This window comes from Bartonella sp. HY761 (assembly GCF_026743145.1).
Taxonomy (GTDB): domain Bacteria; phylum Pseudomonadota; class Alphaproteobacteria; order Rhizobiales; family Rhizobiaceae; genus HY038.
In genome coordinates this window covers 583,781-605,195 of record NZ_CP104887.1, presented here as the reverse complement: position 1 = coordinate 605,195, position 21,415 = coordinate 583,781, and the positions used below count along the sequence as shown (strand labels likewise).

19 protein-coding genes are annotated in these 21,415 nt (G+C 40.3%); 5 read left to right on the top strand and 14 right to left on the bottom strand.

The genetic code is table 11. The features are described from left to right. Positions 1-19: 19 nt before the first annotated feature. The 4 genes from N6A79_RS02490 to N6A79_RS02475 all read left to right on the top strand — a co-directional run bounded on the left by N6A79_RS02490 (position 20) and on the right by N6A79_RS02475 (position 4,597). The gene (locus tag N6A79_RS02490; protein ID WP_268546850.1) at positions 20-967 is read left to right on the top strand and encodes a hypothetical protein; all 948 of its coding nucleotides are present in this window, start codon (positions 20-22) and stop codon (positions 965-967) included. A 32-nt stretch (positions 968-999) separates the two neighbouring features. Then, the gene (locus N6A79_RS02485) at positions 1,000-1,914 is read left to right on the top strand and encodes a hypothetical protein (protein ID WP_268546849.1); all 915 of its coding nucleotides are present in this window, start codon (positions 1,000-1,002) and stop codon (positions 1,912-1,914) included. A 94-nt stretch (positions 1,915-2,008) separates the two neighbouring features. Further along, positions 2,009-2,881 (top strand): hypothetical protein, encoded by an 873-nt coding sequence (locus N6A79_RS02480; RefSeq protein ID WP_268546848.1) that lies wholly within the window; start codon positions 2,009-2,011, stop codon positions 2,879-2,881. 210 nt (positions 2,882-3,091) lie between these two features. Next, a complete protein-coding gene (locus N6A79_RS02475; RefSeq protein WP_268546847.1) occupies positions 3,092-4,597 on the top strand; it encodes a DASS family sodium-coupled anion symporter in 1,506 nt (501 codons plus the stop codon). Positions 4,598-4,728: 131 nt separating this feature from the next. Here N6A79_RS02475 and N6A79_RS02470 read toward each other — a convergent pair whose 3' ends face one another. The 11 genes from N6A79_RS02470 to N6A79_RS02420 form a co-directional block, all read right to left on the bottom strand. After that, positions 4,729-5,163 (bottom strand): hypothetical protein, encoded by a 435-nt coding sequence (locus tag N6A79_RS02470; protein ID WP_268546846.1) that lies wholly within the window; start codon positions 5,161-5,163, stop codon positions 4,729-4,731. Between the two features lie 259 nt (positions 5,164-5,422). Further along, positions 5,423-5,890: a nucleoside deaminase gene (locus N6A79_RS02465; RefSeq protein WP_268546845.1), complete on the bottom strand. Its 468-nt coding sequence runs from the start codon at positions 5,888-5,890 to the stop codon at positions 5,423-5,425. 114 nt (positions 5,891-6,004) lie between these two features. After that, positions 6,005-6,625, bottom strand: a complete 621-nt coding sequence (locus tag N6A79_RS02460) for a GNAT family N-acetyltransferase (RefSeq protein WP_268546844.1) — start codon at positions 6,623-6,625, stop codon at positions 6,005-6,007. Between the two features lie 173 nt (positions 6,626-6,798). After that, a complete protein-coding gene (locus tag N6A79_RS02455; RefSeq protein ID WP_182418743.1) occupies positions 6,799-7,932 on the bottom strand; it encodes a type III PLP-dependent enzyme in 1,134 nt (377 codons plus the stop codon). Between the two features lie 871 nt (positions 7,933-8,803). Beyond that, positions 8,804-9,295 carry a GNAT family N-acetyltransferase gene (locus N6A79_RS02450; protein ID WP_262079760.1) on the bottom strand — a complete coding sequence of 164 codons (492 nt, stop codon included), beginning with the start codon at positions 9,293-9,295 and terminating at the stop codon, positions 8,804-8,806. A gap of 330 nt (positions 9,296-9,625) precedes the next feature. Then, entirely contained in the window at positions 9,626-11,812 is a 2,187-nt protein-coding gene (locus N6A79_RS02445; RefSeq protein ID WP_268546843.1) for a primosomal protein N', read from the bottom strand. Positions 11,813-12,054: 242 nt separating this feature from the next. Beyond that, positions 12,055-12,696 carry a Csu type fimbrial protein gene (locus N6A79_RS02440; protein ID WP_268546842.1) on the bottom strand — a complete coding sequence of 214 codons (642 nt, stop codon included), beginning with the start codon at positions 12,694-12,696 and terminating at the stop codon, positions 12,055-12,057. Then, positions 12,690-13,199, bottom strand: coding sequence for a hypothetical protein (locus N6A79_RS02435; protein ID WP_268546841.1), 510 nt, complete (start codon positions 13,197-13,199; stop codon positions 12,690-12,692). The genes N6A79_RS02440 and N6A79_RS02435 overlap by 7 nt, the downstream gene beginning before the upstream one ends. Before the next feature lie 74 nt (positions 13,200-13,273). Continuing rightward, the gene (locus N6A79_RS02430; protein WP_268546840.1) at positions 13,274-15,919 is read right to left on the bottom strand and encodes a fimbria/pilus outer membrane usher protein; all 2,646 of its coding nucleotides are present in this window, start codon (positions 15,917-15,919) and stop codon (positions 13,274-13,276) included. Between the two features lie 346 nt (positions 15,920-16,265). Beyond that, positions 16,266-16,634, bottom strand: coding sequence for a fimbrial biogenesis chaperone (locus N6A79_RS02425; RefSeq protein ID WP_268546839.1), 369 nt, complete (start codon positions 16,632-16,634; stop codon positions 16,266-16,268). Positions 16,635-16,815: 181 nt separating this feature from the next. Further along, positions 16,816-17,376 (bottom strand): spore coat protein U domain-containing protein, encoded by a 561-nt coding sequence (locus N6A79_RS02420; protein ID WP_268546838.1) that lies wholly within the window; start codon positions 17,374-17,376, stop codon positions 16,816-16,818. A gap of 553 nt (positions 17,377-17,929) precedes the next feature. Here N6A79_RS02420 and nfi point away from each other — a divergent pair. Continuing rightward, a complete protein-coding gene (gene nfi / locus N6A79_RS02415) occupies positions 17,930-18,610 on the top strand; it encodes a deoxyribonuclease V (protein WP_268546837.1) in 681 nt (226 codons plus the stop codon). A 125-nt stretch (positions 18,611-18,735) separates the two neighbouring features. Here the strand turns inward: nfi and trxA are convergent, their stop codons facing one another. From trxA to N6A79_RS02400, 3 genes are all read right to left on the bottom strand, one after another. After that, positions 18,736-19,653 (bottom strand): thioredoxin, encoded by a 918-nt coding sequence (gene trxA, locus N6A79_RS02410; protein WP_268546836.1) that lies wholly within the window; start codon positions 19,651-19,653, stop codon positions 18,736-18,738. Between the two features lie 115 nt (positions 19,654-19,768). Further along, positions 19,769-20,266, bottom strand: coding sequence for a prolyl-tRNA synthetase associated domain-containing protein (locus tag N6A79_RS02405; protein WP_182418738.1), 498 nt, complete (start codon positions 20,264-20,266; stop codon positions 19,769-19,771). 188 nt (positions 20,267-20,454) lie between these two features. Beyond that, on the bottom strand, positions 20,455-21,321 hold the full coding sequence (locus N6A79_RS02400) for a LysR family transcriptional regulator (protein ID WP_182418737.1): 867 nt from the start codon (positions 21,319-21,321) through the stop codon (positions 20,455-20,457). Between the last annotated feature and the right edge of the window lie 94 nt (positions 21,322-21,415).

Here is a 21,415-nt window from a genome sequence, read left to right as displayed (position 1 = left end):
TTATAGTAGGCGTAATAAAATGCCAAAATCTTTATTCTATACCTTTGATATACAACCACCAAACGCTCATGAATGTATGCTTAAAATTTACGAGGCTTTTGCTGATTACAAACCTGCCGTGGAACGAGCACAATACTGCCCAACTTGCACACGTGATGATTTTATTGAAACGATAGCCAAGGCGAGTAAATCACCCCATACCGCACCCGTTGATAGCTTTTGCGGGGTTTATTGGGAAAACCCAACCTGCATGGGCGGCGCGGACAACATCAAATTTTGGCTGCCGCGCACCATTGAAACCTATATGCTGACATCGCTACAACACATGCCATATAGCGGCATACATGAAATATATCAAAATCTTGGCCTTTCAGCTTGGCCAGATCATGAACAAGAGGTTTTGCGCCTTACATTTAGCCGTGCCCTCATAAATTTGATTGAAACTGGCGACCCCTCGCCGCTAAAGGGCGAATTATTAGATAATCAAGATGATAGGCGTTTAGCTTTACTGCATATAAGCGATATTTTTGTGATCATTATCGCGACTTTAATCTATCTACGTGTCGAACCAACAAATATTTTCAAATATCTTTTAAACAATGATGATGCGCGCGTTGATTTTTTCCTGTGCAGCGAAATAAATTACCCTTGGCTTAGCATGGAGCACTTGGATAGGTTTTCTAAGCAAATTTATATTAATAATGATGACTTAAAACATGTGACCGAAATATTAAGTAAACGTGCGCGAGCAAGCCTATTTCAATTAATATCGAGCGATGATCTCCAGCAACTGTTAAAAAAATATAAGGCGAAAGGCGACGAAATATTATGTTGTCAAATTAAACATGCCCTGCAACAATATGAACAACAAAAAATCATTCAAGATGATAAAGACCAAATCGCAGATGAAAGGACTTTGCGTCACTTATTGCAAAAATTCCCTTGTGAAAAAGACTTATCCGCTTAAATTGACTATTTATCATCTTCAAAGGAACAAATATGCAGCAAGTCTTTTACCCATTGGATTTATCGCCGCCCTCGGCCGAAAGCTGCATGCACGCCGTTAAACAAGGCTTTAGCCAATATGCGCCCTATCGTGAACGCCATGATTTTTGTGACTCTTGCATAGCTGAAGAAGTCTTTCCTGAATTTCAAAATGCAATTGATCACCCCAATACTGCAAAACCTTGGGTTTACGAACTCTTTTTTCATCAACATATTGATTGTGTCGGCACGATTAATAATTTAAAATTCTGGCTACCACGCACATTAGAAACATCAATTTTAGATTCCAATAAACACTTTACCTTTGAAGTTTTTGAAAAATACAAAAGTCAAAATATCGGCTTTTGGCCTCCTCACGAAACAAAGGCACTAAGACAAGTTTTTACGCGGTCTTTAATTGGCGTGGTTGAACACATAGATGCGGCACCCTTAGGGCCCCAGTTGCCTGATTTTGCCTCCAATGATTATGACAAAGCTTGGCCGGCCAATTTTGCCTTGCAAGCCATTATCGGCAGTCTCATTGCTTTACGCGTTAATCCGCAAGATATCTTTGCCTATGTTTTTACGCATTGCGATGAGCGGATTGATTATTTTTTAGCGCACATCATCATTGTTGAGATGGAACCATGGTGGCTTGGTGATTTAGAGAAAGGATTACCAGATAATTTAACTAATTATGATAAGGTCAATATATTTTTAGATCAAAATGCCATGCAAGCTGTTTTAAACCATGTATCCAAGGACTATTTAGCCCAACAATTGATTAAATACCAAACAGCTAAAAACCAACTTTTGGTACAAAACTTCGAGCTTGCAATTGGATATTATGATGAAAGAAAAAAACGCCTTCAATTAATAAGTCAACAAAACGGGGAAGAGTCTATTTTAAAATTAATTCAACAAGGTTAACTTTCTATACCAGCATAAAGGCAGCAAAACATTGAACAATAAACAAACCCTTTTTTACCCATTAGATTTATCGCCGCCCTCGGCGGAAAACTGCATGCACGCCGTTAAGCAAGCCTTTAGCCATTATCAACCTTGCCGCAAGCGCGAGGATTATTGCGACACATGCGTTTCAGATGAAATGCTTACACAAATAATAGACAGCATTGATAATCCCGATTGTGCTGATAACTTAGCCTGCCGTCTGTTTGTTTATGAATGTAGTAGCTGCGTTGGCGGAATAAATAGCTTTAAATTCTGGCTGCCCCGTATATTAGAAAAATTGATACTTGATGACCGTGTTGGTTCTGCTTTTAAAGTTTTTGAAAAACTCGCTTGTGAAAATGTCAGTTTTTGGCGCCAATGCGAACAAGATGCCTTACGCCAGTTATTTTGCCGTTGTTTGTTAAATTTCATTGCCCATAATGATCCTGCGCCGCTTGGTCCTGCCATCGGCCAATTTAAAACCAATGATTATACTACAATGCGTCCAATAGCATTTAGCTTAAAAGCAATTGTTGCATGCCTTATTTATTTGCGTGTTGCCCCTAGGGAAATTTTTAATTATCTATTTCAACAGCGTGACGAAAGAATTGATTGTTTTTTTGCTGACTTTATCGATGACCCGCTGTCAGCATGGTGGTTATTTGGCCTTGGTGAAGATTCACCTATAAACCTGCCAGAAGGCCTATCCGATACCGATATTGCGCTTATCTATTTACATCAGCTTGCACATCACAGCTTTTTTGAAATTATTTCAAAACCGTATTTAGAACAACAGCTTATGAAATATAAGACTGATGGAAATAGCCTATTATATAAAAATTTAACATATGCGCTAGAATTATATGATGAGACAAGTAGCTCTATCCCATTGATACGCAAAAAAGATGGTGAAGAAGCGATGTTAAAACTATTAGCCGAAAACTAGCGGTAAAATCCTATATGGAAAAAGGGCAGTGATTTTAAGTCATCAAATCCATAAAACTTGCCTAAAACTCCTTTCAATTAAGGCACAATCTTAAGCTGAAAAAATACGACCTAACAAGTCAAAATAACGACATATTTATATGAATAATTTCTTGCTATTCCAATAAAAGGGTATAGGATTTATTCGGGAGGCACCTAGTAAGAGGGCCTAATGTTTAAGTCACTTTATAATCTTTATGAGAGATTTTCTCTCTTCGTTCCATTCCGCGTTATTCCCGGTTTTTTTTGTGTTGTGGTCTATTGGGGGCTTATTTTTACACCCACACCAACTGGACTAACCGATGATGCATGGCATTTTGTTGCAATATTTGTATCCGCAATATTAGGCATTATTTTAAAAGTTATGCCTATTGGCGTCATGTCAATGATTACAATAGCTGTTGTGGTTCTTTCAAGGGTTACATCGCCCACATCAAAAGAGGCTGTTGCAGATGCCCTTGCTGCCTTTAACAGTCCCCTCATTTGGCTGATTGTGGTTTCAATCATGGTGTCACGTGGCTTAATCAAAACGGGACTTGGCGCCCGCATTGGCTATTATTTCATCCGCCTTATTGGTAAGAGGACTTTAGGCATTGGATATGGACTTGCATTTTGTGAATTGCTATTAGCACCCTTTACCCCAAGCAATACGGCGCGTGGTGGTGGTATTATACATCCTGTCATGCGATCCATTGCTGCGGCCTTTGATTCAAGCCCTGAAAAAGCGACGCAAGGCAAAGTTGGTACATATCTTGCTTTGGTAAATTATCATGCCAATCCAATCAGCTCAGCCATGTTTATTACAGCAACAGCTCCCAATCCGCTTGTGGTAAAATATATTAGCCAAGCAACCGGTGGTAGCCTATCCTTATCATGGAGCAGTTGGGCATTATGCATGCTTTTACCCGGCCTCATCGCAATGATCGCTATGCCATTTGTAATTTATCTCATATCCCCGCCTGAATTAAAGCATACACCAAATGCCGTTACCTTTGCTCATGGCGAACTTACAAAACTTGGATCAGTTAAAAGCTCTGAGATTGTGATGCTAATAACTTTCGCAATTATGCTTTTATTATGGGCAGGCGTTCCAGCCGCAATATTTGGCGATTCTTACCTCTTTGATCCAACTGCTGTTGCTTTTGTTGGTTTAGTAATTTTATTGCTAAGCGGCACATTATCATGGGATGATGTTTTAAAAGAAAAAAGCGCGTGGGATACATTGATTTGGTTTGGCGCTCTCGTAATGCTTGCCGGTCAACTTAATAAGCTTGGCGTTGTTGGATGGTTTTCAGATGGCTTGCGTACTGCAATTGAAACAAGTGGTATGAGTTGGCCAGCCGCAATGGCGATCCTTATTCTTACCTTTATGTTTTCTCACTATGTATTTGCAAGTACAACAGCCCATATCAGCGCCATGATGCTGGCTTTCTTAACCGTTGGCGTGCACCTTATCCCAGCAGAATATATCAATTTATTCATGCTGTTAATGGCCGCGGCATCAGCAATCATGATGTGTCTTACCCATTATGCCACTGGCACATCACCGATTATCTTTGGTTCAGGTTTTGTCACTTTAAGTCGTTGGTGGACTGTCGGCTTCATCATGGCGGTAGTAAATCTTGCCATTTTCGCAATAATCGGCGGAGTATGGTGGAAATTCTTGGGATATTGGTGATACCTTCCCCAAAAAAAGCGAGAGCATTTGCACCATAAGTGTCTCCCCAAATGCTTTAAATCTCTATTTTTTAAAGGCGCTTCACTCTTTTTGTAAGCGCCTTTACCTTGTTTGTAAACAACCAGAAAAGCTTAATTACGGTCTTCTTGCTTTTTCTTTGATGAACGGCCATCAAGTTCCCTATAAACTTCCGTCAATTGCGATTGCGGTGCTGCACATCTTTTGGTAGCTGCCATTTGAGTTAAAACACCATTGCGGTTACGCAAAGCTGCGATTTCAACCGCTTCAGGCGATTTTGGATCCATAAAGAACAATGCTGGGAAAAATACAATGCTAGCAGCCCCAAGAGCGACATTTTTGCCGCGCCCTACATTGCGCTCATGCAAAGTTGCTTTCACCTGACGCTCATTGGCTTCGAACTCGCGAGAAATTCCTGCACAATCCATGATGCTATCGGTTGGATTGGTAATAGCAATTTCCTTGGCAGCACGCCCACCACAACCTGCTAAGGTTGAAAGCGAAAAACCAATAACCATTGCCGACACAGCACATTTTTTTAAATTCATCTTTATCCCCAGTAGAATATTGAAATAGTTTTGTTAAGCGTAGAAATATTAAAGCAAACTAGGTCTTTAATTATAGCTCAAGAAATTGCAGTAAAACTTAAACACAATGCAATAATAAAAGCACCCAAAAGCCTTATGTATATCGTCATTTTGAAAACGTTTTTCTTCATTTACTGTAAGATTAAGAAATTGTAAATTATTTTATAAAGACACAACCACTGTTACACAATATTTCAGCTATTAAAACAAGATCTACACTCTAAGCTTTGCGTTTATTGCTAAAAAATTGCGTCAAAAGATCAGATGATTCCTGTTCACAAAGACCAGAATAGACATCTGGGCGGTGATGACAGGTTGGTTGATTAAAAAAAACCGGTCCATATTCGACAGCGCCGCCCTTTGGATCACTTGCGCCATAATAAAGCCGGCGAATTCGCGCAAAAGAAATGGCGGCTGCGCACATAGCACAAGGCTCAAGCGTTACGTATAAATCGCATTCTGGCAAGCGTTCACTTGACAGTGCTTCACAAGCCATTCTTATTGCACGGATTTCAGCATGTCCCGTTGGATCAAAAACATGGCGGGTCAAATTATGGGCTTTGGCTATTAATTTGCCTTGATGAAAAATAACCGCGCCAACGGGAACCTCATCCAGTTCAAATGCAAGCTTTGCCTCTTGCAAGGCAAGCTCCATAGGTGTGCTTTGTTTTTTGCTTGTAACAACCATATTTAAGTTAATTCAGCCATTTATTGTTCATTTCAAGCAATAGCAATAAAACATATTATAAAAGCTGTGAAGAGCTTGCTAACAAAATAGCGCAGGCCTATGGGTTTAACTTGTTTAAGCTACGCTTTTTGCGGGGCTTATACTACGCTTTATTTTTTCACCTGATGGCATAACAACACCAGTTGCATTATCTAACCAACCAGTAACCAATTCAAGTGCTTGGAAACGTTGGCGCTCAAAAGGCCCTGGCATAGATAAATGAGCCGCTTTGCTAGCACAAAAACCAAAACGGCGATAATAATCAGCATCACCAACAAGAAGAATAGCACCATGCCCTAAGAGCTTGGCGCGTGAAATAGCTTCAACCATCAAGCGCGCGCCAATGCCCTGCCCTGCAAAATCTTGACGAATAGCAAGAGGACCCAATAAAAGCGCATTGATCAAACCACCATTTTTATTTGCCAAGCAGATATGCCAAAGGCGAATGCTGCCAATAAGCATACCGCTTTCATCACGCGCAACAAGGTTTAACCCAACAGCCGGCAAGCGATTTTTACGAATTTTTTCTGATGATTTGCGTTTACGGTTTGCCCCCATCACACTATCAAGCAAAGCTTCGCGCTGTGAAACTTCATCACAGCGTTCATCATCAATAATAATCTTTGCACTTGCACTGTTGTTGATAAGTGCTGCATCACCATTATTTGAAATACTTTTTAAGCTTTGAGCCAACATGTTCGATCGCCCTATAAGATGACATGTCAAAAGAACCGCAAATCACCTTATTGGTAATTTACAAGACAAATGCATATAATTTTTTTAAATATTAAACTTAACGCCCCACTTTTGCGTGAGGCGTTTAAGGTTGATCACAATAGAAATTACTGCTCACTTAAAGAGCAAAATCTCTAAATCACGTAAGAGCGGATAGGTTCAAAACCATTAAATGCAATAGATGCATAAGTAGTCGTATAAGCACCTGTACCCAAGATCAACAATTCATCACCAATGGTCAAGCTTAAAGGCAATGGATAAGGTGTCTTTTCATACATAACATCGGCAGAGTCACAGGTTGGGCCAGCAAGCACGCAAGGCGCAGTTACATCACCATCATGAGGCGTTACAATTGGATAGCGAATAGCTTCATCCATTGTTTCAGCAAGACCGTTAAATTTACCAACATCAAGATAAACCCAACGTTGCTCATCATTAGCCGACTTTTTAGAAATCAACACCACTTCGGTGCGGATAACCCCTGCATTACCCACCATGCCACGGCCTGGCTCAATAATGGTTTCTGGAATACGATTGCCGAAATGCTTGCTTAAAGCTTCAAAAATAGCATTACCATAGGCTTGCGCAGTTGGTACATCTTTCAAATAGCGGGTTGGAAAGCCACCGCCCATATTCACCATTTGCAATTTAATGCCTTCTTTAGCAAGCGCTTCAAACACACCAGCCGCATCAGCCAAAGCACTATCCCATGCATCAAGATTGGTTTGCTGTGAGCCAACATGGAATGAAACACCATAGGCGGATAAACCAAGCTCATCGGCACGGCGCAACACATCAATTGCCATGGCAGGCACACAACCAAATTTGCGTGATAGCGGCCATTCAGCCCCTTCACCATCGGTTAATACACGGCAAAACACTTTTGCATCGGGCGCAACACGGGCAATTTTTTCTACTTCTTCAACGCAATCAACAGCATAGAGCGAAATACCCAAAGCATAAGCACGAGCAATATCACGCTCTTTTTTGATGGTGTTGCCGTAAGAAATTCGCTCTGGTGATGCACCTGCATCCAAAGCCATTTCAATTTCTTCAACTGAAGCTGTATCAAAATTAGAACCCAAATCAGCCAAAAGGCGCAAAATTTGTGGCTCTGGATTAGCCTTTACAGCGTAAAAAATACGCGATTGCGGAAGTGCTTTTTCAAAACCGTGATAGTTTTCGCGCACAACATCAAGATCCACGACAACGCATGGGCCTTCTGGGCGGCGGGTTTTAAGAAAATCAAGAATGCGTTGTGTAGCCATTGGAACTCTCCACTTTTGGTTTCCAAATGTAAAGCATCGCAGCCCTTTGTCATCAAGGGGCTGTAAAACTTCAGAACAAAGTGCATGAAATCCTCCCATTTTAAAAAATAGGATAGAATTCAGGCGATGAAGGAACAGCGCGGCGACCGCATTGTTCAGCTTTGTCTGCCTCTTATTGGAATTGGAAAACCATTTCCGCAATGAAGGCAATGAGGGTGTGCCTCTACAGTATTTCCGGCTTAGCCGTATCACTAGAAAGGCCCGCACCGTCGTTGCTTCGAGATGTCCTCGCTCTTTTGGTTGGCCAATGAGAGCGACTGGAGCGGTTAGTTCCAGGTACCTTACCGATTACCCTCACCATTCGAGGAACCGGCGGACACCCATAGGCTCGTGCGACTTTGGGCAATTGCCATATAGTCATAAAAAAATGACTTTTCAATGACAATTTTTCAAATTTGGGATTTTTTTTTAAATTTAATTTTCAGACCTTGCTAAATATCAGAAAAACATAAATAATTTAATTTTTCAACTATATTTTAGTATTAAACAAGCAAACTAAAGTATAAAACTATTTCTTTCATGACAAGCAATATTTACGTAAATGTATATTTTTTTGCAAAATAATAAGTTGCAAGCAATCAATATCTTATGGTCAAAAAACAATGGTATTTTTAACGGGCTATAGCAGAAAATCTCCCCTTAATAGCCCGCGCTTTTTTCACCATATCATGCACCTTAATCCATCAAAGTGCGTTTATTAGAGCGCATTTCGATCTGATTGGATCAGATCCGCGCTCTAATACATTGTTTACACCGCGTTTTTTGTCCGAAAACCGCTTCACACTTTTCGGAAAACGCTCTAATCAGTAAGTTATAAAATTAACTGCATCAATACCAAATCAAGCCATTTGCCAAATTTTATACCAACCTGCGGCATATGCCCTGTAACCTTAAAACCAAATTTTTCATGCAAGGCAATTGAGGCCTTATTTTCAGCTTCAATTCCTGCAATTAAAACATGGACATTGTTATTTTGCGCTTCCTTAATCAAAGCGCCAAGCAAGGCTTTACCAATACCCTTGCCCCGGGCATTCTTATCAATATAAATCGATAATTCACTTGAATGAACATAGCCGGGGAACTGGCGAAATGGACCATAACTTGCATAGCCACAAGTTATGCCGTCAACCTCAGCAACCAGTACCGGAAACCCTGATTTTTGCCTGTCCTGCAACCATGATTTGCGGTTTGCAATATCAACCACATGCTCGGTCCAAATAGCATCACTATTTAAAATTGCTTCGTTAAAAATATCGGTAATAACTGGCAAATCATCCTCAGTGGCGGCGCGAATATGAAGCATATAATCTTTCCCCTTTAAATTAAGAAATAAAATTATACAGCATTTAAAAATGACGCAAGGAGTTTTTAATAATCAATTAAAAATCATCGGCCTCAAAGCGGCTCTACAAGTGCACCCAATATGCCGACGCGGTGAAACTCATGTCTTATATGACCCTGTAACCGCGCTAATATTCACGCGCAGCACGCAATTTTTTGCTATTGGTGCTATCTAAACTATGGGCAACTACCGATAGAACAATTATCAATAAATCATATGAATGTCAGAACCCATTAATTATCATAAATAACGACTTACGAACTGTCGGCTATTTTTAATGACAAAAAATACTTATAAAAAGCTTTGTGGATCAATATCAATTTGTATCCTTACCGAGCCACGTGGTGGTGGCGCGGTTGCAATGATGGCTTTAATAAAGCTTTGAATATCAGCGCGTTTTGAGCCATGAATAAGTAAGCGAAAGCGGTGGCGACCTCGAATAATCGCAAGCGGTGCCTCAGCCGGTCCAAGAACACTGATTTCATTGGTTTTTGGGGCGGCTTGACGCAAGAGCCTTGCATAATTTCCAGATTCTTGCCGGCTTTCAGCTGAAATAATAATGGCCGCCAAGCGCCCAAAGGGAGGCAAGTGATCACGCTCACGCGCTGCAATTTCGCGCTCATAAAAGGCTAGTGCATTACCCGATATAATTGCCTGCATCACCGGATGGCTAGGCTGATAGGTCTGAATAAGCCCTTCTGCCGCTGCACCTGAACGCCCAGCGCGTCCTGTTACCTGCGATAAAAGTTGAAAAGTGCGTTCAGCCGCGCGCGGGTCACCATTCGCAAGACCAATATCAGCATCGACCACGCCAACAAGGGTCATGTTGGGGAAGTGATGGCCTTTAGCGACAAGCTGTGTGCCAATGACGATATCTACTTCACCCTTGGTCACTGCTTCAAGTTCTAGGCGCAAACGTTTGACACCGCCAATAAGGTCGGTCGAAAGCACCAGAATACGCGCATCGGGAAATTCTGCCTCCGTTTCCTCGGCAATCCGTTCAACGCCCGGACCACAGGCAACCAAATGGTCAAATGTTCCACATTCGGGACAGCTTTCCGGCGTTGGTACGTGATAACCGCAATGGTGGCATAATAATTCACCACGAAAGCGGTGCTCCACTAACCAGCTTGAGCAATTGGGGCAGGAAAAACGGTGTCCACACACACGGCAAAGGGTTAGCGGCGCATAGCCACGCCGATTAAGAAATAATAGGCTTTGCTCACCCTTTTCAATAGTCTTATGAATAGATTCAATCAGGCGCGGCGATAAAAAATGGCCGCTCGCTGGTGCGTTTTTTCTTAAATCAATTGCATGAAGATCAGGCATTGCAGCAGCAGCAAAGCGACTGGTAAGCTTAATTTGCTTGTAACGCCCTTGCAGCGCATTAACCTGACTTTCAACTGATGGTGTTGCCGATGATAAGATGACCGGAACTTTGGCAATAGCACCACGCGCAACAGCCATATCACGCGCATTATAAAAAACGCGATCTTCTTGCTTAAAAGCAGCATCATGTTCTTCATCAACAATAATCAGCCCAAGTTGCTTAAACGGCAAAAATAAAGCAGAACGCGCGCCGGCAACCACCTTAACTCTGCCTTCTGCCACTTGCCGCCAAACCCGTTCGCGTTGGCGCGGCGACATATCAGAGTGCCATTCAGCAGGTGGCGCACCAAAACGCGCATGGAAACGGTCAAGAAATTGTTGGGTAAGGGCAATTTCAGGCAAAAGAATTAAAACTTGCCGGCCAAGCTCAATCGCACGCGCAACCGCCTCAAAATAAACCTCGGTTTTGCCAGAACCGGTGACACCATCAAGTAAGGTGGTGCTAAAAGCATTATCAAAAACCGCAATTTCCAAAGCATCGGCAGCGTATTGTTGGTCTTGTTCAAGCTTTGGTGGCGAATAAGCAGGATCAGGATCGGCAACAACGGCAGGCGGTGGCAGCTTTACTTCATCAAATAGGCCTTGCGCAATAAGCCCGTCAATAACGCTAGTGGAAACACCCGCAGCATGAGCAAGGCCGGATTTTGTCCAAGGTAAGCCATCTTGAATATGGTCTATCACGCGTAATCGCGCCGGAGTTTGCCGTTCAACTTCATTCCCATTCCAGCGAAAACCTGTAATCATCGGCTCTGGCTCAAAAGCGGTTGGAACACGCAAGGCCATGCGTGCCACCATACCGGGCGGCGATAGCGTATAATTTGCAACAAATTTGATAAATTGTAAAAGCTCGGCTTTTATTGGCGGGCAATCAAAAACTTGATGTATTGCCTTTAACTTTTTTATCGGTACATTATCGGTTGCATCATCGGTAACAAGACCCGCCACCTGTCTTGGACCAAGCGGCACTTGCACAATAGAGCCAACCTCAACATTCATGCCTTCCGGCACGGCATAGCTATATGGCCGCTCAGTCGGTACAGGAATGAGCACAGATACATTTTTTGTTGGTTGAAACAGATCGTTTGTCATATGGCCTTTATGATACACATGCTTTTTGTTTGAACAAAGCTTTTATCGATTAACTAAAGCATTTTCATAAAACTGGAAAGCGGTTTACGCTATAACAAACTGAGATTTTTATCCATGTTTATTTTGAATGATAAAAAACATCAAAACGCAAATATAGTAATTTATATAGAAATGATTATGGAAAAACAGAATAAGAATATTATTGGCATTAAGACCTATAATTGTGTGAATTAAATTATCATTTAATAAATTGTTGTCACCACAAGGCTATCCTTGTAGGTGCCGGATATTGGATTATTTGCTTCAGAGGCACGTATAACCGCTTTCACTTTAACTGTTGTCGAGTTGGAGGTTGTCGTTCCTTGATGAGAGTTACTACCCTTGGTGGTTCCCCACTCAGTTTGAGTGTTGGGCAGGTAAATATGATAGGGTATTGCTTTATTGCGATCTTCTATACCATCCTTGCTCACAAAATACATTTTTCGTGCGTTAATATTGCCAGATTTACCGCCATTAATTTGTATTTCATAAGGAGCATTCACATTGCACTTAAGATTTACTGCGCCATCCTTATCTAAATCACTAACAATACCCACATAGTCACCAAAGTTAATATTGGTGACGGATACGCTACATCCTGCTAAAACCTTAGCCGTAACAGTAAAAGATTGTTCCGTAAAATTATTACCAAGAAAATCAGTACAGCTATTAATGATGCTCGGTATGATTGGTTCTATCGCAGAAATAAGACTAGAAGCGGGGCCAGACCAGCTGACAAAGACAAAAGTATTTGAATAGGTGCCCACGGGCAGATGAGCTTGCTGGGACGTGCTAAGTTGCATGCTAATGTTAAAATTTTCCTCAAGATCAATAGGATTCAACAAACTATTGCTGGTAACGCCACTTTTTTTAATCGGGTTCGGTACGGATCTCCTCCACCAAGCAAGCCAGTGCCTAATATTGTCGGACTTGTTGGAGTTGATCGATCATATACCAATAAATCAATAGATTGTGTCGGGTCCAATGTACCATTAGCTCTCTGCAGATAAAGCTTTCGCGACGTTTGACTAATGGAAGCAGATTTAAGCCCTACACACATATCGGCATAATAGGTATAGGGCCCAAAAAGAATAGGGCCCCAAAATGCTAGAGTTTGACATCGAATACTCATATTTTGAGAATTGATCATTGGTTGAGAGCTTGAAAGTGGATTAATAGTACCAAGATTTATGACACCCAATGGTGCTACCAAATTACAGCTTGCAACATTACCAAGAATCGACGCTTCTGATTGATTTATAAATGGTAAATTATTAATAGGAATAAGCATAAGCATAGATAAAAAATAATTAAATATAAATTTATGATTAAAATATTTGTAATTCATTGTTTTATCTTTTCTTGTGTGGTGTTAATTTGCCTATTATTTATTGAAAGCGCATTTGTATATTTTGCTATACATTATTGATTATTTTGCGCAGGCCTTATCGTCTTGCATGAAATAGTTTGCAAACCAGCATTGATGCCGGTTGCAATATTATCCAACAATACTGCTTCGCAGATACTGCCATCAATTTTCATAATATGAAGAGTTGCGGGAAGCTTCACTTTGGTGAGGGGAATAATGACAGAGCCATCATAGCCAATGTCAAATGCAATATCGGTTCCAACGACTTGCGCAAGCGATCCTACCTCGACAAAATTTCCATTGGTCTCTTTAAAGGAGACGTAAAGATACTTATTGCTGCCACTACCGCCAAAATTGACAATAACCCCGGTCATTTGCGCAGGCCGCACCATAATTTCGGTTGCCTCAACAATGGCATCTTCTGGCATGGTTTCCATATCGAGGGCGATACTCGTCGTATTATAGGAGCTAAGATTATGGGCTACATAGCGACCATTGCCCCAAGTCTTACCAGAGTTTTGATTGTCTACCATAACACCAACGCCACTAATGCCTGCATTGATAACCGCAAATGCATCATTAACGCGCTGCGTTGGAATGAGTGTCCCGTCGGCAAATACGATGCCGCCATCAGCTGAAAGTGTTGCACGCCATTTATCATCATATTGGTCAACTGATGCAGAAAGCAAAGCAATGCTAGTGCGATATTGTCCTTCCGCCCTTCTGTTGGCACCTTTACCTTCTGAATCCTTAATCGACCAACCGACGTCGCCAACATTACTACCAAGATTTTTATAAATGCGCGTATCAATTCTTGTACTATTATAATCATTATTGACACCGGTTGAAACGCCAATACCATTATCAAATCGATAAGAAAGACCTGCAAAAAAGCTATATTTTTTATCGTCATTAAGATTTTTAAAACCAGCTGCATAGCCGTTTAATTTGTTGCCAAAGGATCTATTGGCGGAAAGGCTAATGAACCGGTTGCTATTTTGATCATGATAAATGGTTTCGGTAAAGTTGACGGTTATGTTTGTTGGGTCAAAATGCAAACTAGTACCCCAAGACAGCTGATTAATTGCTTTTGGCAATTGCCCAAAGCGTTGCGAACTATAGACAGCGTTTAAATTATCTAGATTAAAGCTATTGCCTGACAACCGTTCATTTGCTTTTCTATCAACAATCAATGCCATATCATTAAAATCGCCAAAGTTGCGCTGGATTAAGCCAGTTATCACAATGCCCCAACGCTGAAATTGGACACTGGCATTTAACTGTTGCCCTATTTCCTTCTGATAGTTACTTGCTGAGCCGGCGAGAGACAGTTGTGCAAAATCGGCTATGGTAAAGATGGCTCCTATGCCGCCATTATAAAAGCTGGATCCTATTTCACCGTGGCCTTCAAGAGTTAAACGATTGGTTAAACCATAACGGAAAGTGCCCGAAACAAAGAAATCTTTTGTGTAGTCAGCTGACTCACTGCCATAATTACGTCGTGGTGTTCCAGCTTCTAGTGAAAAATCCCATAAACCACGTGCTAGTAAATCGGCAGACGCATAAAAGGAAAGATTTTGCACGGTTTCACGTCCTAATGCATCTCGCAATACAAGGCGAGCGTTATTAGGGCCACTTAAAACAGGCATATCAGTTAGAGAAAAGGGACCTGATGGCACGTTTTCGATAGAACGCTGTGCAGTATTTAAATAAAGGTCGACTGAAGATGGGACAGCCGCAGAACCCGTAAGTTCTGGCAGCGCCATGGTAACAAGATTATCTCTGAGTGAAAAATTTCGCCTTAATTGTATGCCACCAAGACGGGTGGAGCGAGACCAAGCGAGGCTGCGGGTGATCACATCGCCGATTTGATAAGTGAGCATACGTTTTTCATCGGAAAAAGTCCAATAACTATCTAAGTGAATAAATTGAGTTTTATCACCATCAAAACCTTGTGAAGAATAACGAATAAGTTCTGATGTATAAAATGTACCAAATTTCCCTGTAATGCGGCTATCGACCGTTGCTGAAATGCCTTGAAAATTCCAAAGATTGTCAAATTTGTTATTACCTGAATCAGCATAAATACTATAATTAAATAAAGCAGCTAAATCCGACTGGGGCTTAATTCCATTTTCATCATTCTCTCTTGCCGCGCTTGCTTGTGGATCAAGACTCACGACAAAGGGAGCTAGTGTATTTTTATCAGTGGTAACAAATTCAAGGGTTTCGGTTATAGTATTATAATCATATTTAACCGCTCTAAGCTTATCAAGCGTCACCCAGCCCTCTTTATTAGTGGCTAATCGTTGCGGTAAAAGCCCTATTTTACGCAAAACTCTATCGCGCATCATTAATACGCCACCATCGCCTTGCCTTACTGCAAACATTCCTTGCCGAATTTCGCCATTAAGTGAAATATATACATAAATATCTGAATTACGAAATATCGTTTCTTGGGGAGTAGTAGCCTGATAGTTGGGTTCTTCTTCTGGCGTAGGATCAGCCACAGGTGCAGTTGACGCAGAATTATTTAAATCCGCAATATCGTCAACCAAAACCCATTGTGTATCATCGGAAGCATTTTGAGCTTTAATATTTGATAGCGAAGAAATGACAAATCCTACTGCTAGTGGTATGAGCGCGAAGAGACGGATACTAAAACAGAATTTTCCATTTTGACTTGGTCGGTTTGCCATCCTTTATGCCTTTGTGAAGCCTGATTGCGCCAATTGCAACACCGCATTTAACGGTCTTGATTGATCTACAATGGGAGTTCCATGGCACCTTGATCTGTGATGAAACGAATAGCATTTGGCATGCCGCCGCCTTGTGTTGGTATAAAAAATTGAATTGCAGAGCCGGGTAAAGCGTAACCAGCTAAATTGCCTTTGCTGCCAATTATTGAACCATTGGCGACAAGGCTAACATCGGAAATTCTAATCCGATTTACACCACGATTGCTAACCGTGATATTAAAGCCGCCACTTGCAGCTTTTGCTGTAAAGATTAAATCTTCCTGCTGTTGATTATTAGATGCAGGGCCTACGCCAGGGCGGAAAAAACAGGAATGATTTGCCGCAAAACCATGTTAACGCCAGGTGTCACAATGCCAGATTTAGCAGTGCGCAAAGATGAAATAGGTATTTGATCAACGAAAACGCGATAACTTTCTTCACCCTTTAATGGCTTTTTCGAAATACGGGTTACCCGGGCTGTTGCACGCCCATTTGGTAGCACTTCAATAAAAGGCGGATTTACAATAACTTCCTTGGTTGGTGCATAATAATCTTTGCCATTTCGCTGCTGCCAACGAAATACGCGTACTTGTAAGCGAATAGGCATTTCGCTACCGTTAAGAACGATGACATTATCACCAACTTGCGGCGGTTTAATATCTAATGCAAGGGGCATAATGGTGAGCGTAACCCCACCTTTCAATTGTTGTGAATTCGCTGTTGTAAGGGAAAAAAATAAGATACTTAATCCAAAAAAATACGTCCAAAAACGCATGTAACACCTATGATTATCAAGTTTTGTACAATCTTGGCGCAGTTATGCTGCCCCAAGAATAATTTTTGAAACAATTTTAATCTTAGTAAGAAAGAGTTGCAGTTAATGTATCAGTATATACGCCGTTAGCAGGCTGGCTGGCCGGAACAGGGATGCAAACCGTAAAATAATGGGTATGATTACCAGTTATTGGGCTAGTAGCCGTTGACGTGAGTGAACCAGAAAACATTTGTCCATCACTAGAGCCCCAGAGCGTACCGGCGCAAGTAGTTGAAGAAAGGTTGCTGGCTTGGTAAACTGTGTAATCAATTGTATTATTACCACTTGTTAATTTACGCGCTTGTGTTGTTGCACCTGTACCGGTACCGTTATTTAATGCCAAAGAATAGGTGCCAGCCGGTATTGAGGTAGTCGTTGCATTTTTGCAATTTACGACAACTGCTTGCGATTTTGAAATAGTGGTTGTAATCGCTGCATATTCGCCAAAATCAATTTTGCCTGAATTTTGTGGAAACTGTACTGTACAACCATCTTTAATAGTGATTTGCACATCAAAACTATTTGTTGCAGTTTCTGCGTGGGACACAACAATAGATAGAGCAATAATACTAGCTGTAGCCAAGTACTTTATAATGAATTTCATTAAAAACTCCTAAGTTTTTATTTAAGATTGTTAAATTTTCTGTATTAAGAATACAGAATATCTTATGCAGTATAATTTTACTGCAATACAATTTTTCGCCCTTATTGCGATAATTTTGCTACGCCACTAAACATGGCTTAAATATTCAAAAGCACATAAAATGTTTACGCTCATTTATGCATTAAATGATGCCATATATTTTTTTGTTACGTCAAAAAAATACAATCGCATTAATACAACATCAATTAATACTATAAAAAATGCCTTTATGCAATTAAAAATAATAAATAAAATAATTAAAGTACTTTGATTTTAAATTTTATACTTATTATAAATGATTATTTATAAATATAATTATAGTTTTATTACTAATATTATTATTTAATAAATTATTTTATAATATAATTTATCAATGATATTGGAGGAAAATGTCGAATTCATCATTTGAGGTAGATATTATTTGTGCCGATAAGCACAAATGTATAAATATTTAAACAAATATGTTTTATCAGCCTTGCTAATTTAGTGGGCGAAATGGCTAGAAGGATTAATTATGGAGCAGTATCATCATCATGATTGGGATATTGATGTAAAAGCTATGGATGAAATCCAAAAATCCTTGTCTCAAAAAATCATCACCAAGGATTGCTTTGACCCAATTGAAATAGTTGTTGGTGTTGATGCTGCTTATGATGAGATAAGCGGAAAAGCTGTAGCTGCCGCTGTCGCTATTGATGCTAATTCACTGGAAATACGAGAGGAAAGCATTATTGAGACAAAGGTCGACTATCAATATATACCTGGCTATCTTTCTTTTCGCGAATTGCCATCTATTTGCCAAGCTTTAGAAAATTTAAAAACAAAAGCTGATTTAATTGTCACCGATTCACAAGGATTGGCACATCCACGAAGATTTGGGTTAGCTTGTCATTTAGGCATTCTATTTGATAAGCCAACTATAGGTTGTGCAAAAAATCATCTTATTGGGCTTTACGATGTTCCAGATAGAATACGTGGATGCCAATCGCCATTAATTGATAATGGCGAGGTGATTGGGGCATGTTTAAGGACGCAAACTGATGTTAAGCCTCTATTTGTATCTATTGGACATAAGATTTCATTGCAAACCGCTTGTGATTGGGTATTAAAGCTAGCCCCAAGCTATCGGTTGCCAGAAACAACGCGGGCATCAGATCATCTTGTGAGGCAAACTATGAAATCCATTAAATTGTAAGACAATTCGTCGTTGCTATCAATGTTTGATGTTAACCAATGTTTATATTTCATGTTAGTTTTTTTCGCATAAAGGCCAGTAAATAGCAAAATCCACTGGCCTTTGTAAACTTTACTTACCTTATCTTACGCAAAAAGCAGTGAAGACAATTTGCGTCGCGCGGACAAAGTAACAGGATTAGTTGCGCCCCAAACTTCAAAAAACTGTAGCAATTGTTTTTTGGCTTTTTCATCTTCCCATGTCCGGTCCTCACGCATTAAGTCAAGCAGCATATCAGCAGCTTTTGCGTGTTCACCTTGGGCGTTAAAAATAAGGGCTAGATCAAAACGCGCCGAAAAATTTTTGGGATCTTCATCAATTTGTTTTTGCAATGCAATTGGGTCGCCAAGCGTTTTAATTTGCTCTGCAATGGCAATACGCGCCAAAACCGCACTTAAAGCTGCATCACTTTTTTTATTTTCAGGGGCGGTCGCAAGAATAGCCTTGGCTTGTTCCACCTCACCGGCTTCTAGAAAACACGTTGCAAGGCCGGCAATTGCAGGAATATTTTCAGGCTCTTGCTGTAAAATTGCCGAAAAAATATTAAGTGCTTGAACAAAATCACCATTTTTAAGCAATTCTTGCGCAGCTTCAACCGCTTCTTGCATATCTGGCTTTTGATCTGCTAATGAATGACGGCTGATAAATTCACGCACTTCGCTTTCTGGTACATTGCCCATAAAAGCATCAACTGGCTGCCCATTAACAAATGCAACAACTGCCGGAATAGATGAAATGCCAAGCTGCCCAGCAATTGATGGATGATCATCAATATTCATTTTAACCAACCGAACAGCGCCTTTGGCTTCATTGACTACTTTTTCAAGTGTTGGCCCAAGCTGTTTGCATGGCCCGCACCATGGCGCCCAAAAATCCACGAGAACGACATGTTTTTTAGACACCTCAAGCACGTCTTTTTGAAAGGTTGCAGTCGTCGTATCGCTTACCCATTGGCTTGGTTGGCTACCTATTGCGCCGTTTGCAAGACCATTGATTGTACTCATTTTTTCCAATTCCTGTTTCTAAGCGATTAATCTTTTATCTATCAATGATAGACACTCAAAATATTTTTCTTATAAAATCGTATTCTCAAAGATAGTTTTCAAGGCTTCAATAAAGCTATTCACTGACTTTAATAATGTGTAGTTCATGGCCAGTTGCTTTGATAAAACGTGCAAGGTCATCATTACCAATGCTCATGGTCGCATCATTGCTCATGGGGTGACCATTAATCAATGGTTGATTAAATAATGGCTCATCAATAATAATTTTTACTTGCTGATTTTTGTCGTTAATAGCGCCAAAAATACTAACTGCACCAGGATAAAGACCTAAAAATTCATCAAGTTTTTCTGGCGAGCCAAAAGAAACACGCCCCGATGCACCAATTTTATGATGAATGGATTTAAGATCGATAATGGCATTGTCTTCAACTGTTATCAAAAAATAATTACTCTTTTTATCTTTTAAAAACAAATTCTTACTATGAGCACCACTAATGGTTTCTTTAAGATGTTCCGCCTCGCCAACAGAAAAAACCGTCTCATGATCATAGGTTTTGACACGAATGCCAAGATCATTCAAAAAAGCTTGAAGTTCTTTGCGTCCTGCTTTCAATGTGGCTCTCCCTCACTATAGTCTTGCAGCTTTTCATAAAAATCCCAAAAGCCTTAGCAATCAACTCATTTTAGAAAAGCAATTTGTATTGTTTGCGCTCATAAGTCAAAACAAAATTGGGCATGATGGTGTCGCAAGCTTTAGCGAGGGTTAGAACCTATTGATTTTACATGAAGTAACAAGATATTCTATTGATAGAGGAGTTTTGCAGTCTCTATAAATTTTTTGATAAGCGAAAAATTTTTATGTTCTTTAAAATAGATAATATATTCATCAATAGTTATATCTGCGTCATTAATTGGAATGAAACAAAGTCGGTCATCATTGCCAAATTCCCGATCACCGACAATGCTGGCTCCAACCCCCAAGGCTACTGCTTCAGCTACGCCCTCGCGCGATGATGTTGCAACAATATTTTTTAATGAAAGACCGTGGTGGTTTATATTTGCTTCAAAAACTTCTCTCGTTCTTGAGCCAATCTCACGCAATACAAAAGGTAGATTTTTGATTTCCTGCATCGAAACCGAAATTCGTTTTGCTAAGGGATGGTGACAAGAAACACAAAGGCCAAGGCGCATGCTTAAAAAATGTTCGGCTGCAAGTTCCTGATTTTTTGACAAAAAAGCACTAATAGCAATATCAACACGTTGATTAATAAGTTGCTCAACAACATGCACAGAATTATCAATCGATAGTGAAAAAGTCAAATTTGAATGACAGTTTTTTAAATGGGTTAAAATTGGCAAAACCAATATTGGACCATCAGCCGCCACCCTTATACGTCCAGTATAAACAAGCCGCTCACCTTTTAAAAATTCCTGCGCCTGTTGCTCGGCATCAAATAGCTTGGTGGTTATTTCAAAAAGATCTTTACCAACAGCGCTTAACACAACACCATTCATTTTACGTTCAAACAGGTTAAGACCATATTTGGTTTCTAATTGGCGCACATGAGTTGACAAAGTTGATTGGCTAATGGCCATTTGACGTGATGCGCGTGAAAAACTGTTAGAAAGCGCAACATAGTGAAAAGCCTTTAGTTGTGTAAATGACATAGTCCCCCCTAAGTCCTTGCGAATAACACGCCTAAACACCTTACTTTACGCTAAGATCTTTTATTTACAGTTGTATGACACATTAAAAAATGAA